Here is a 13,497-nt window from a genome sequence, read left to right as displayed (position 1 = left end):
TCCCTCAGACCCGCCGAACGTGGCGGTTGTCATTGTTCTGTGGTCCAGGTCCGTCGGCCGCAAATCGGCCGGCGGCGCGGTTGGATAGGGTCTGCCAAAGGCCCGCGAGGGGAGAGACCAGATCAATCAGATGGTCGGCAGGCTTGGCGTTGCAGGGGCCGAAGAACTGCGAGATGTCGTTTCTCTCGACCTCGATCGTGGCGACAGGCTTGTCCTGTGGGTTTCGCACGCTGAAATACGAGAAGTCCTGGTCGATGAGGTTCCTCCCGTAATCGCCCGACTTCAAGCAGTTGTGCATGCGATAGCCCTCGCGACGGAGCGCCGCGGGGGTGTGCATCTGGACAAGGCTGTAGCCGACTCCGAGATCAGCGACACGCTCTTCCTCGCGCGGTCCTAGAACGATCTCTCCACCGATCTTCTCGTTACGGTCCCGCAAGCCCTTGGTCGCTTCGGCGACAAGCCGGGCGAGGTCGCTGCACTTGGTCAGCTTGACGGGATATCCGTCGTCGTCGAGGCGATATCTCCATGCATGGTCCGCTTCCTCGGCCACGGTGAGCCAGTCTATGACATGCCAGACGTGCACCCCGTACCACCGCATCGTCAACCGAGCGCGCTCCGACCATTTCCGAGCGAGGACGTCCTCGGCGCTGCCACCTTTTTCGGGCCAGCCGTCGATCTGGAACCACTGCGGATCGTGATCGAATTGCGCGTCTGGATCGGGAATGAACCCGGCGTCCTCTACGTTTTGAGCTAGCCAGAACCGGAAATGCACTCTGATAAGGCTCGCCATGATGAGCGGCGTCAGGGCGATCTGGAGGTGTGCGGGGACGTCGAGTTCTCGGATGAACTGGTACGCCGCAGCGCCGAATTCGGAGTGCGCCGTCAGCTTGCTCATCGCATGCCTCCGACACGGCGCTCGGCGACAACCGGTGCGGACGTCGGCAGCGGGCGCATCGAAGGCGTCATGCAGTCCTGAACCTCGGACCACAGGTAGTCGACATTCGAGATCGCCTGATCGAAGCCCACCGTTGGCATGCCAGGGCGGAAGCGTTTGGTCCAGTTTTCCCGAAGCCGCTCGTATGTCTCGACGGCGAGCGTGTCCGGGAGCGAAGTCGGGTCGATGCCTCGGTGCCGACAGACGCGCTGGAGTTCCCTAGCGATCAGGCCACAGTCGACGCCTTCCCAAAGGCGCTCGTCCAGCATGTCGGCGACGTGCTTGACCCGCATGTCAGTGTCGGGCTGATTGATGACTGCCAGGAGCTTTTCGGCCGCCGCAGCCTCGAGTGGCTGGCAGTTGATGAGGAGAGACGGGACCTTCGAAATCAAAGACGGTATTTCGCGGAACACGTTGACCGCCGAGAAGGCGTCGGGTCCGCGGCCATAGGTCAACTCAATCTGAGAGGTGGCCTTGACGCCGCCGACGAGACCGCGAAGCTTCCACCTGGTGACTGGATCGCCGTGACCGACGTCGATGAGCTTCGGCTCTGACAGGACTTCAAGTTCGATGCCTTCGCGACGCAGGAAGCCTGCGATGATGGCGCTTCCCTTCAGAAACTCGTGGGGGAGATATCGATGAACTGTCGTGATGTCGGCGTCGGACGTCGCGCGGACGTCCTGCGCGAAAAGCTCACCGCCCTTGAGCTGGATCGGAGCTTCGCCCATGCCGACGTGCCAGTAGCGAAGGAACCCTTCGGACAGCGTGCGGCCGGCTAGATCGTTGATGTTGAGGTCGTAAGCCTTGACGGCGTTCTTGAGCCTTATGTCGAGACTCTCTGCAATTCCGGATACTCTTGCCATTTTCCCATCCCCTCAGATGGTTTTTGTTGCTGAGGGGACTTTCTGTGCCGGCGATGCAAGGAACGAGGTAACGGCGTGATTTTGCGGAAAATCGATTCAAATTGAGGAAGTAATGGGGGGAAACAGGTGTAACGCGCTGAAAACGGAGGCAGGGAAGCCCGTAGGAGAGCAAAGTCGAGTCTGGATGACCCGAGCATCATCTTTTTTTGAGATCGGGGTCGGTATAGCGACGGCGCTTGTAAAGCCGAGACTGAAGGGCCAGCTTGCACTGATCGCGATCCAGACCGCGTACCGTAACAAGGTGCTCTACGGCAGCATCGAGCAGGCTGTCGTAGACGCGAAGGATCGGGGGTGGTGTAGGATTGCCGGACTTCGTGGCCTTGACGTTGCGAACCGACGCCGCCTGGACAGCTGCGGAGATCGCCTCGTCGACGATATTCGGCTGCACCGGCTTACCTGCTGCCTTCCTGTTTGCCCTCGTGTTGGCCGAGAGTTCACGGCGACGTGGCGACGTCTTGAATTTCTTTTGAAGTCCTTGCGTCATAAGCGTTTCCCCGTAACGGCGTGATAGAAGGCTATGTAACGCCGTGATGATGCAAGACACCACGACGGCGTCCAAGGAGATACCAAGGACGCCGAGAACGGAAAATCTTGGATGGGACTGAACTGTCCCATTCGCAAATCAAGATGCCTTGAAAAACTTCGGCCTGATGCGACCCTGCTTGATCCGCCACTTCACTGTCAGCGGGGTGCCGGCATGCGAAGCGAAAACCGCCTCGAGAACTCGCATGACCTCCTCGCTACCAGGTCCACCGGTCCTCACGATATGTATGGCAGCGTCGGCCAGGGCCTGACGGACGTGCGCCGCCGTCGGTTCCACGACACCGTTCTCGAGCGACGTCGCGATGCGCTCACGGTAACGCTCCACCCCGTCAGCGGTGTACTTCTGGCGCATTGCCTTCGGAAGTTCCCTAACCGTCGGCGGCCGCTGATCGATCAGCATGGATAGCAAATGGAGGTCTAGTGCAGACATTTCCGTTCCCCTGTTGTCTATGACAAGGGTGCCTGCCGGCGGAGCGTCGAACAACATGTTTTACATGTAATTCGTGATGTCGATTTCCGTTTTACATGTAGTGCAGAGTTTCGGCGCTATGTCTCACAAATGGTACGTAAGTGCGCTTTGTGTATCAGATGTTAGACATAGTGAACCCCGGACATGGAAAAGGGGCGACGCCGGAAGTCCCCCCTTTTCGAGACGTCGGGACCGGGATGGCGGCGACGTCTGACTATTAGATTCTTGCTGTCGGCGGAGCATCAAGCAAGGGGCCATCACGAGATTTTCGAGATCGTCAGGCGGGGCCGTAGAACACCGATTTCGGTTTCAGATGTGGCTAGGGTCATCTGAAACCGATTCATGTGCCTCAGGGCGACGCCTGCGCCCGTTTTGACGCTCGTTCGGCGTCCTTGGCTGCCGACTTCGCCTCCCAGTCTATGGTTTCACTCGGGCCGGCACGTAGGAATGCCGGCGCTGGACGACGAATAACAGGCTTCGGACTTTCGACCGCAGGAGTTCCGAAAGTGAAGGACTCAACAGTGGGGACCGGGGAGCTATCGGCGGCGGAAACGGCGGAGACAGAAGAAAGGTCGGAATCAAGAATTGACGGCAGAACCAGAGGAGAGGACCCAGGGGCCGCGGAGGAAGCTCTATTCTGTTTGTAGTCCGTATAGCCGTAAGACGATGTTTTGACAGGCGTATTCCCGACACTCGACTTGACGATTTTATCTCTGTTCGAAGTCTTCCCGACAACCCTTTCGAAGGCGTCCTTCATCACTCTGACGAGGGTCTCGCGATGGCTCTCAGCGACGATGAAACTGTCGTGCACCGGTAGAACCGGAATGCCGCGCTTGACGGTCATTTCGGCCAAGACGATCTCGGCCATCTTCGAATCCAGACCCTGAAGCCTGACGCCAACGGCGCTGTGAAAATAGTGGGCGACGTCGCGGTGCTTCGCCTTGATCGCCTCGATCAGCTCTGCGGCTCCTTGGCGGTCTCCGCCCATGTCGCGGGCCAGTGCGCCACGCGCGGAATCGTAGCAAGCCGCGTTGACCAAGATGTTGAACGCAGCCTTGCACAGGTCGCGCAGTTGTTTCGTACCGCTCCATCCGGGAATTTCATAGGCATCGCCGACAAGCTCGATCCCCGCTTCCTTGTAGATGATTCTCGGGTGTATCTGCGAATAGTCGATTTCCTCGGTCCGCTCGCCGTTGAGCAAGAAATACCGTCGGTCTTCAGACTTCACTCCTTGCCACCAGCCGCCGTAGAACCGGCCGCCCAAACGCCAGCCTCCGTTAAAAACACGGTAGAGGGACTTGAGCCCGGGATACATGACATAGTCACCCTTGCGCAGCCATTCCCCGTCAGCGACGACGCCCTCGGCGTCCAACACAATATCGATGTCAGCAAGGACTTCGTTGACCTTGCGGACGACGGCCCGCATGTCATGAACGCGACCCGAAAACGATGGTCCTTTACGTTGTCCATCTGACTTGCCCGTGTCCTCATAGGACACGACGTTGCCATCGCGGTCTTTCATGATGATCTCGTTTTTCAGAGGCAGCGCGACGGCGGGGAGCAGGAGCATGGAAAGCGACGGGTTCGGTCGAAAAGACGACTGGGTGCCTCGACGCCCGGGTGGACGTCTCTCGTGATCAACGATGTAACCGAGTTTCTCTAGGAGATCGATCGCGGCAGTTACGTTCGCCAGATTGAAGCCTTCGGGCGTGTATTGACGCCGCTTCTTATAGAAGCCATCTGATCGGGAATACGAAATGCGACGTCCTGGGTGCATTCGTTCGCTCATGATGATGTCGGCGGCGATAAGGTGAAGTACGTCATCGGCGGTCTTGGTCTTCATTTTTGGAAGTCTGAGCGCCTTGGCGAGTTCGATCTCTGCCATCTTCCAGCGGTGACTGAGTGGACGGTCGCGATTGGGGTCCTGAAGCCAGTGGTCATCGTAGCCGTTCATTGCCGAAGTCGGCAGATCGGTTTGTATTTGTTCGAAATCAAGCATTGATCTATCCCGGTCTTATCGAGACAGAATTCCGGCTCCATCTCACAAGTATAGATCGTGCTTGTCGGTCAGTAATGTTTCAAGAAATACTTTGTTGACGAGCGATCGCACAATATTAACCGAACCGGTCGCCCGGCACGTGACGCCGTTGACTGCAGCCGCCGTGCCCGGCATATCAGGGACAGTCAGGAGACCAAGGACATGAACGCGACACTGCGAATAGCCCGATAGCCCCCACGCCGCCGCGACCGCGGACGGCGAAGCTATCTCTACTTCGCAGGAGTTTCTCGATGTCTCGCTACGACACCACGCCGTCTTTCGAAGGCCGCATCGCTCACCATCACATCGTCGATTTCATCGCCACTATCGGTTCCGCGCCGCAGGGCACCTACATCCTCGCAGTGCCGCCGACGACGGAAGCGGAAGTGTGGGTCGCGCCGGCACTGACGTACTTCCGCGACATCCGCGAAGTGGCCAGTAACGCCTCGGCTGATCTGGAAGACGCCGTGGACGCGGGCATCAAGGTCGAGCCGTACGACATCAACCTCCTGACTGCCGAAGGGCTGTTCGCAGGCCGGACGACCGCACGCTGCACGCTCTACGTGACCGAGCACGGCCATGCCGATCTCCGCCATCCATCCGTGCGGATGGCCGACAATCTGATCTACATCGACCTTGACCCGAAACTCGTGCAGAAGGCGGCCGCCGACGTCGGGCGTCCTGTGACGATCGACGAGGCCGAACTGCTGGCCGAAATGCCCCGTCGGCACCGACGCCTCGCACTGGTGTCCGGGAGGGCGATCACTGAGAGCTACGAGCTGCATCTGATCACGCTTGAGCAGGAAGCGGCCCTGAAGGCTGCCGGCACGGTCACACGAGCGGACAAAAAGAAGACCACGACTGAGCGCCCTCGCAGCGTCCCCACCGGTGTCGGCCTTGAAGACCTCCATGGCTACGGAGAAGCAAAGGGATGGGGTCTTGAGGTGGCTCGCGACGTCATGGATTTCGTGAACGGCGATATCCGGTGGGATGACGTCGACGGCGGCATCTTGCTCAGCGGTCCGCCCGGCTGCGGCAAGACCTCGTTCGCCCGCGCCCTCGCGACGACGGCCAACTGCCATTTCGTCGCCGGCTCGTATGCGTCTTGGCAGGCTCATGGACATCAAGGCGACATGTTGGCGGCGATGCGATCGGCGTTCGACGAAGCGGTGCGCTGCGCTCCGTCTGTCCTCTTGATCGATGAAATCGATGGTTTCATGGACCGTGCGCGTGACAAGGAGAACTCGGACTATCTCCGGAATGTCGTCAACGGCATCCTGGAACTGTTGGATGGCAGTTTCGACAGAACCGGTGTGATCGTGATCGGTGCCACCAATCACCCTGACACCGTCGACCCTGCGATCCGCCGATCGGGTCGGCTGGATCGGCATGTGAAGATCGGTCTGCCTGATGCCGAGGCGAGGCTCGCGATCCTGCGTCAGCACCTCGGCGTCGGTGAGGATTTCGCCCTGAAGGCGTTCACTCACCACACTGAAGGCATGAGCGGCGCGGACCTGGAACGAATCGCCCGGGATGCGCGACGTCTTGCTCGTCGCGAGCGGGCGGAACTGCGACATACGCATGTTGCGAAGGCGTTTCCCCGTCGCGAGCCGCGCACTCGTTCCGAACTCCGCCACATCGCCGTGCATGAGATCGGGCATGCGGTCGTGGCGGCCGCCCTTGGGGCAACGGTGCAGGAGGTTTTCGTACGAGGTGACCGCGATCCGGCGCTCAGTGCCGAAGTCGCGGGTGCTGCCGTCATCGCGCCCCTCGCTGGACGCCGGGATCGGGAGTGGTACCTCGATCGTGCCGCACACTTGCTCGGCGGGCTAGCGGCCGAGACGCTGGTTTTCGGCGAACATGCTGACGGCGTTGTCGTCGATCTCCAGGAAGCGACCAACCTGGTAACCTTCGCTCTGGTTTCGGTAGGGATGGGAGGCACGCTCGCGTCCGACGGCCATGTCGATCCCGAGGCTTTGGCAACGGCGAGGATGTACGACCCAGCTCTCAAGCGCCATGTCGATGAGGTGCTGCATGAGCAAGCCGAACGGGCTCGCGAAATCCTCGAGGCTCATGCGGAGGCCGTCGAGGAGCTTATCGAGCTTCTCATCCTCCGCAGACGCCTCGACGGCGCTGTTGTCGCGGACACGATGACGTCGTGCGCAGCGCGCGCACCGGCACAGCTATCGCTCACGGTCTGAGGAGGGGTCAGATGTTCGTCAGAAAGTTCTACGTGTCTGACACCCACCTGCTTCACGAGCGCCTGCTCGATATGCAGCCTCGTCCATTTCTGTCGATTGAGGAACACGACGAGCATATCGTCAAGTGCTGGAACTCTGTCGTCGGCGATCATGACCACGTTTATCACCTTGGTGACTTTGCCTTCGCACTGTCGAGGAACGGGGATCGCGTGCGAGAACTGTTCAGCAGGATGAAGGGGAGGAAGTACCTTATCATCGGCAATCATGACGTCACGAAGAAGGGCGACCTGCATCCCACGCTCGCCGCACTCGATTGGGCGGCACGGCCAGAACACGCTCTGCGGACACGGGACGGTGGCCGCGACGTCTACATGAGCCATTACGCCGGACGAACTTGGCCGTCGCAGCACCACGGTGCGATCCATTTCTACGGTCACAGCCACGGCCGGCTCCCTGGCTACGGCCTGAGCCGCGATGTTGGCGTCGACGTCGAAGACGTCGCGTTCACTCCGCGTAGCTTTACCGAGCTGACGAAGAACATGGAGCTGCCTGATGTCAAATGATGTAGCTCAGGCGGCTCAGTAGTATCTCGACGTCTGCACGGAGCATGGGCGTCGGTTCCCGTTACGTAACATCATCGTCGCCGTGCCGGCCTACCAGGCAGCCACCGACAAGGATGCCTTTACGGACGCGGTCAGGGAATGGCTCTCTGCGGACGCCCAACGCCGATTTGATGAGGCTACCAATGCCATTGCGGCCGAGGGGCGCTTTGGCGGGACTGACGCATGGACGTCCGAAATCGGAATGCTTGAGGAAGCCACGAGGCTCGTACGAGAAGCCCGGGAAAAGGAAGACCCCGCCGCCGGCGATTAGCGCCGGCGGAATTCCGAACCCGCCATTGATGTCAGCAACAATGAGGGGGCGATATCAATAACCGAAACACCGAATAGAGAGCGGTGGACAGCTGCCGAAGATGTTACGCTACTGAATATGCGAGGCGCTGGTGCGTCCGTGTTGGGCATCGCGAGAGCGCTCGGAAAGACCTAAGGGCAACGCAGACCAGAGTTAATAAGAAGGGTTGCGGACGCCCAAAGACCCATATTCGTCAAACGAAATGGACGGATGCCGAGATCGCGAGGGTAAGGGCGCTCAAGGAAGCCGGGAAGTCAACGGCAGAGATCGCCGCTGAACTAAACACTAAACCGCTCCGAGGGCGCTGTCATGTCAAAGGCGGCGTCGATCGGCGTCCCTCTCGTAATCATCACCAATCCGGCTCCGGTTGCAGCGTCTTTGCGAAGGACGTCGGGTAACCAGTCGCGATACTCGGCAACAGACGCGAAATCCGAGACACGAAGGAATCCGGGACTGCATCTCATGCAGAAAGCCGTTTATGAGCGACTGGATCGGCAACAGGATTTGCCGACTTTGTAAGGTGCGGAACGGCTCGGAGGGGATGGACGACTAGGGCGGCATCGAAATTCAAGAACTCGAATGCACGCGTAATAGTTGAGTTCTTATATTTCTGGTCGGAGATGTATCAAATGCTAGATGTCGAATTAAAGACTTGGTTATGTCATTGATGTGGTGAGTAAAAATCACATACTTACGCTCGCTGATGCCGATGAAAAAATGTTGATCGCCGGTTGCAATATTGTGTTGACAGGGAGCGTTGAGATCGTGTTTCTGCGCGGCTCACAGAAACGACGTGGAGACGGCTGGATGGATCACAGGGACGACGACGACCTCGACATGCTCGAACTGAGCCGGCGGGCCATGGCCGACCTGGACGCGATGTCGGTCGAGTTCGAACTCGGCGCGCAGGGCATTCTTGCAGGTCTCCACCGGGCGCAGGACGAAGCGCGCGGCGAGGCGATGGGCATGACGGCGAGGCCTTTCGACGAAGACACTCGTCACAAGCTGGTCGACGCCGTGTTCCTTCCCACCCTCGGCGGCGAGGTGCTGCGGAACGGACAACGGCTCGCCAGCCCGACGTTCAAGGCCAGCACGCTGGAGCGGGCGATCAGGCACGGTCATCTGGCGGGACGCAAGGATGCTAACAAGCTGACGGTGTCCATCCGAGAGCTTCGTGAGTGGCTGGCCCTTGGGGGACTGTCCGAACCGACCAAGACTACCCGTTCGCCCCGCACCGAGGCGGCTGTCGCGGCCCGGGAGAAAGAGCGTAAGACCGGTGCGGCGATCTCGACGATGTCGATCCTTGATGCCGCGCTGCTCAATGCCAAGAAGCAGAAGAGGAAGTAGGACGTAGCATGGCTCGACCGCGTAAAGGTGCCCGACACTGGCACGACGAAAAGACCGACACCTACTTCATTCGCGACATCGACGCGGACGGCAAAGCTATCAAGTTCAGTCTGGGCTTCGGAAAGAAGGAGCCAGATCACGGATCGAAAGTCGAGTTGGCTCTCGCGAAGTACATTGCTGAGAAGCACGTCGCCGCGAAGGTCGTCATCAGAAATCAGGACAGTTCGGAAGTTCTTGTCGCGGATGCGATCAGAAAGTACGCCGATGTCCGCATCATCAATTTCGTTCCCGGGAGCGACAAGAAGAAGAAGGAAGTCGCACGCGGACACGAGGCCCTCAGCCGATTGAAGACCGTTCTCGAGTTTTTCGGTGAGATGAGCCTCGACGACCTCGATGTGGATGCCCGGGATGATTTCGTACGCTTCCTGCGCGACAAGGCGAGAGCAAGGGCTAGGGCAACGCATGCCCGCAAGGTGGAAGCGTACTTGGAGAAGAAAGAGAAATGGGACGCCGCGGCACTCGCTCGCGCCAAGAGTGGGCGTGTCGTGAGGGAGCTGAAGCGGAAGCCTCCTGTCGCTCCTGAACCGTTCGATGTATCCGAGGTTCCGTTCCAGCCCGAATCCGCGCTGCGTTACCTCCAGGACCTGAACTCTGCTCTGACCTGCGCCTACGAGCGTCGGCTGACGCGCATCCACGTCAAAATTCCGCTTACTGGGAAGTACGATCCCCGCACGACCGTATTTACGGACGAGCAGGTCATCAGACTGATCACGCATGCGCACTTCAAACGCGGCATGGGATGGATCGGCAAGCGGCCGAAACAGCAGGTGTTCATCTGGCGGCATCTGGCAAGGTTCATGCTGCTGGCCTATTTCACCGGTTCGCGCAAAACCCGCATGTCCTTGGCTTCCTTCGAGGACGAGGGAGATCGCCCTTGGATCGAATTGAAGCAGGTTCGCGACGCTTCCGGGAAACTGGTCTGGAAGGGCTGGCTACACCGCCTCGGCGACGACGAAATCGAATACGGCAACAAGAGCGCTCCCAAGATTCGGATGCCAAGCCTGCTGGTTCGGTACTGCGTGAAATGGAAGCGACAGGGGCTAAGGTATCCTTGCATGTATCCGTACAGCGCGAACGGCAAGGAAGAACCCGGCGAACTTCAGAAGTCCATGCGGAAATGCTTTCGTGAGGTCCTCGGGGAGGACACCGACGCCGTTATCCACACCTTCAGGCACACCTGTGCGACCAAGCTTTGCCAACAGCCGCATCTTCCGCTCGTAGCTATCGCGGCCTATCTCGGCATGACGACCGAGACGCTGGTGAACGTCTACGCGAAGCACCGGGAAGAGGACCTGGACAAGGTCGCCGACGCGTTCCTGGATGCGGGTCATACGACCGCGAGAGGCGCGCAAAACATCGGACAGAAACTGACAGAAACTGACAGAAACGGAATTGCTTGGTTTGACTTGGAATTGCCCGAGAATCAAAAAAGCTCAATTAGATCAATTGTTAGGTCTGGATATGCAGGGATTTAAAAAACTGGAATGTCACGTTCGGGACGTGGGGGTCGAGTGTTCGAATCACTCCACTCCGACCAGTCGAAAAGCCCGCGAATGCGGGCTTTTTTCGTTTTTGGACGCCTTTTGAGGGCCACTTCCTGAAGGAATGACATCACAGTTTCCGGGGCGGGAAGCAGATCCGAGCGATCGCGGCGCGCTTTGCGACGATTGAGTGTGTCGCCGCAGGCTGATGCATCGGACCGAATGCCGTCGTCAGTCCGATGCTCAAGGGCCAGTATGGCGGGAAACGCAGGGGTCCTGGCCCGGGATTGGCGGGGGATGGGCGTCTGCGGCCCCGCTTCAGAATTCGTCCCAGCCGTCCTTGGAGCCGCCGCCTGCGCGCTTCTTCGGCGTGAATGCGTTCGCGACGCGGTTCATCATCTGGCGGGCCGGGGAGGCGGCGGTGGCCTGGGCGGGACGGGCGGTGGCGCGGGCCGGATCGCCGTCGATGCGGAACTGGCCGATGAGGCTGCGCAGGCGTTCGGCCTCGTGGGCGAGACCGGCGCTGGCGGCGGTGGTTTCTTCCACCATGGCCGCGTTCTGCTGGGTCGACTGGTCCATCTGGTTGACCGCTGAATTGACCTGCTGGAGCCCGACCGACTGTTCCTTGGCGGCCGTGGCGATGGCGTTCAGCTGCTCGTTGATATCGACCACATGGCTTTCGATCACCTGGAGGGCCGCTCCGGTCTCGGTGACCAGCCGCACGCCCGTGGAGACCTCGTCCACGGATGTCCTGATCAGTTCCTTGATCTCCTTGGCCGCCTTGGCGGAGCGCTGGGCCAGTTCGCGCACTTCCTGGGCGACCACCGCGAAGCCCTTGCCGGCCTCCCCGGCGCGGGCGGCCTCGACCCCGGCATTGAGCGCGAGCAGGTTGGTCTGGAAGGCGATCTCGTCGATCACCGAGATGATGTTGCCGATTTCTGCGGAGGATTTCTCGATGCGCTGCATGGCATTGACCGCATCCGTCATGATCGCGCCGGAGTGGCGGGCGGATTCATTGGCCTGCTCGGCCTTGGCGCGGGCTTCGTCCGTGCGCCGGGTGGAGGAGGCAACATTCGAGGTGATCTCGTCCAGGGCTGCGGCCGTTTCTTCCAGCGCGGCAGCCTGCTGCTCGGTGCGCTTGGAAAGATCATTCGCCGATGCCGACAATTCCTGCGTGCCGCCGTCGATGGAGGCCGTCGCATGGCTGACGGCGCGGATGGTTTCGGTCAGCTGGGCGATGGCGGCGTTGAAGTTCTGGCGCAGCCCTTCGAACTCCTCGGAAAAGGGCCGCTCGAGACGGAAGGTGAGGTCGCCGCGCGACAGATGCTGCAGCGCCTCGTCGATGCCCTGCGTGGCGACGGCCATGCTTTCGGCGTGCCGCTTCTCACGCTCCTGATTGCGGGCGCGCTCCTCCTCGGTCACTTCCCGCGCCTTGCGGGTCTCCGTTTCCAGGGCTTCGGCATGTCCGGCCTGGTCCTTGAAAATCTGGACGGTGCGCGCCATGTCGCCGATTTCGTCCCGACGGTCGGTTTCGGCGACGATGGTTGACAGGTCTCCGCCGGCAAGGCGCCGCATGGATTCGCGCAGGTCCGCAAGAGGACCGGTAATGCCCTTGCGCACGAGCAGGATGGCAAGGCCGACAATCGCCAGCGTCGCCAGCGTCATGCAGCCGACGAGCCACATCGTCATGCTGCGCACGGAGGCTGTCTGCTGCGCGGATTGCGCTTTCGCGCCCTCGACCAGCCGTGTGGTCTGTTCTGCATAGGTCTTCGTCAGCCTGACGAGTTCCGGCTGGCAAGTCTTGAAGTAATCCGCTGCCACCGCATCGACGGCCCGCGCGGTGGTGGCCTGCGCACCGCGGTTTGCGAGCGGGACGCAGGTCTCGAACGCAATCTTGTAAGCTTCCGCTTTCAGCGCCTGTATGCCCTTGTCCTCGGGGACGGCGGCGAGCGCGGTATCGAAGAATTTCACCAGATCGGCCCGCGTCGTTTCCATCTGGGCCTGCAGCACCTTGATCTGCTCCGGATCCGTGGAAAAGATGATTTCGGCCGTCAGCGCCCGCAATGTCTGCGTGGCCCGATTGGCGCGCACTGTATAGAGCACGCCCTGCTGGTCCTTCGCCAGGATGGTCGAATAGTTGGCATCGACCGCCTGCATCTGGATGCCGCTCACGATGACGCCACCGAGACCGAAGATGCCCAGGCACGCCAACACGCCCACGATTTTTGGTACCAGACGAATATGCCGCAGCATGGATCCCTCTCCCTCCAAGCATAGATGAAGGCTATAATTAGCCTATGGCAGTTAATTGCTCGTTACCTAAAATAATAATACGAATTAATATCTTAGATTGTTATTCGATATTTTGAGCAATCAGGGGCGTTGTAAAAACTGCGTCTCGTTCTATAGGTCGGATTGGCTTGGGAAAGTCATGATCAACTTGAAGATGTTGCGGCGATCAAGCCAATAACGCTGCGGTCGTGGCTTTCGCCGCGATCCAGCCCTTTTCAAGGGGAATGTATCGTTTCACGCGCCTGAGTGCCCAATCCCCATCGTTGTGCCGGGCGCGCTCCGCCTCCTCTGCCTCCG

10 protein-coding genes are annotated in these 13,497 nt (G+C 59.9%); 4 read left to right on the top strand and 6 right to left on the bottom strand.

The annotated features are described in order from the left end of the window. Positions 1-4: 4 nt before the first annotated feature. From BJF92_RS14250 to BJF92_RS14235, 5 genes are all read right to left on the bottom strand, one after another. Complete coding sequence (locus BJF92_RS14250; RefSeq protein WP_075635403.1) at positions 5-895, bottom strand: PcfJ domain-containing protein; 891 nt, start codon at positions 893-895, stop codon at positions 5-7. Continuing rightward, positions 892-1,797, bottom strand: coding sequence for a nucleotidyl transferase AbiEii/AbiGii toxin family protein (locus tag BJF92_RS14245; protein ID WP_075635402.1), 906 nt, complete (start codon positions 1,795-1,797; stop codon positions 892-894). The genes BJF92_RS14250 and BJF92_RS14245 overlap by 4 nt, the downstream gene beginning before the upstream one ends. A gap of 196 nt (positions 1,798-1,993) precedes the next feature. Further along, positions 1,994-2,341: a hypothetical protein gene (locus BJF92_RS25185; RefSeq protein WP_143524029.1), complete on the bottom strand. Its 348-nt coding sequence runs from the start codon at positions 2,339-2,341 to the stop codon at positions 1,994-1,996. A 138-nt stretch (positions 2,342-2,479) separates the two neighbouring features. Beyond that, positions 2,480-2,752 carry a hypothetical protein gene (locus tag BJF92_RS14240; protein WP_158032227.1) on the bottom strand — a complete coding sequence of 91 codons (273 nt, stop codon included), beginning with the start codon at positions 2,750-2,752 and terminating at the stop codon, positions 2,480-2,482. A gap of 466 nt (positions 2,753-3,218) precedes the next feature. Beyond that, the gene (locus tag BJF92_RS14235; protein WP_075635400.1) at positions 3,219-4,868 is read right to left on the bottom strand and encodes a hypothetical protein; all 1,650 of its coding nucleotides are present in this window, start codon (positions 4,866-4,868) and stop codon (positions 3,219-3,221) included. A gap of 290 nt (positions 4,869-5,158) precedes the next feature. On the opposite strand from BJF92_RS14235, the gene BJF92_RS14230 reads away from it, so the two are divergent. The 4 genes from BJF92_RS14230 to BJF92_RS14210 all read left to right on the top strand — a co-directional run bounded on the left by BJF92_RS14230 (position 5,159) and on the right by BJF92_RS14210 (position 10,902). After that, positions 5,159-7,108 carry an AAA family ATPase gene (locus BJF92_RS14230; protein WP_075635399.1) on the top strand — a complete coding sequence of 650 codons (1,950 nt, stop codon included), beginning with the start codon at positions 5,159-5,161 and terminating at the stop codon, positions 7,106-7,108. 11 nt (positions 7,109-7,119) lie between these two features. Further along, positions 7,120-7,671, top strand: coding sequence for a metallophosphoesterase family protein (locus BJF92_RS14225; RefSeq protein WP_075635398.1), 552 nt, complete (start codon positions 7,120-7,122; stop codon positions 7,669-7,671). A 1,156-nt stretch (positions 7,672-8,827) separates the two neighbouring features. After that, complete coding sequence (locus tag BJF92_RS14215) at positions 8,828-9,367, top strand: hypothetical protein (RefSeq protein WP_143524027.1); 540 nt, start codon at positions 8,828-8,830, stop codon at positions 9,365-9,367. Between the two features lie 8 nt (positions 9,368-9,375). Then, complete coding sequence (locus BJF92_RS14210; protein ID WP_075635395.1) at positions 9,376-10,902, top strand: site-specific integrase; 1,527 nt, start codon at positions 9,376-9,378, stop codon at positions 10,900-10,902. Between the two features lie 324 nt (positions 10,903-11,226). Here the strand turns inward: BJF92_RS14210 and BJF92_RS14205 are convergent, their stop codons facing one another. After that, positions 11,227-13,161 carry a methyl-accepting chemotaxis protein gene (locus BJF92_RS14205; protein WP_075635394.1) on the bottom strand — a complete coding sequence of 645 codons (1,935 nt, stop codon included), beginning with the start codon at positions 13,159-13,161 and terminating at the stop codon, positions 11,227-11,229. Positions 13,162-13,497 lie beyond the last annotated feature (336 nt).

The sequence above is a fragment of the Xaviernesmea rhizosphaerae genome, from assembly GCF_001938945.1.
Classification (GTDB): domain Bacteria; phylum Pseudomonadota; class Alphaproteobacteria; order Rhizobiales; family Rhizobiaceae; genus Xaviernesmea; species Xaviernesmea rhizosphaerae.
This window is presented reverse-complemented; position numbering and strand designations above follow the sequence as displayed.

What these genes read in the sequence shown, in the direction of transcription:
- BJF92_RS14245 (WP_075635402.1), bottom strand. Translation starts at nt 1,797, where the DNA reads ATGGCAAGAGTATCCGGAATTGCAGAGAGTCTCGACATAAGGCTCAAG.
- BJF92_RS14210 (WP_075635395.1), top strand. Translation starts at nt 9,376, where the DNA reads ATGGCTCGACCGCGTAAAGGTGCCCGACACTGGCACGACGAAAAGACC.
- BJF92_RS14230 (WP_075635399.1), top strand. Translation starts at nt 5,159, where the DNA reads ATGTCTCGCTACGACACCACGCCGTCTTTCGAAGGCCGCATCGCTCAC.
- BJF92_RS14250 (WP_075635403.1), bottom strand. Translation starts at nt 895, where the DNA reads ATGAGCAAGCTGACGGCGCACTCCGAATTCGGCGCTGCGGCGTACCAG.
- BJF92_RS14205 (WP_075635394.1), bottom strand. Translation starts at nt 13,161, where the DNA reads ATGCTGCGGCATATTCGTCTGGTACCAAAAATCGTGGGCGTGTTGGCG.
- BJF92_RS14235 (WP_075635400.1), bottom strand. Translation starts at nt 4,868, where the DNA reads ATGCTTGATTTCGAACAAATACAAACCGATCTGCCGACTTCGGCAATG.
- BJF92_RS14225 (WP_075635398.1), top strand. Translation starts at nt 7,120, where the DNA reads ATGTTCGTCAGAAAGTTCTACGTGTCTGACACCCACCTGCTTCACGAG.
- BJF92_RS25185 (WP_143524029.1), bottom strand. Translation starts at nt 2,341, where the DNA reads ATGACGCAAGGACTTCAAAAGAAATTCAAGACGTCGCCACGTCGCCGT.
- BJF92_RS14215 (WP_143524027.1), top strand. Translation starts at nt 8,828, where the DNA reads ATGGATCACAGGGACGACGACGACCTCGACATGCTCGAACTGAGCCGG.
- BJF92_RS14240 (WP_158032227.1), bottom strand. Translation starts at nt 2,752, where the DNA reads ATGCGCCAGAAGTACACCGCTGACGGGGTGGAGCGTTACCGTGAGCGC.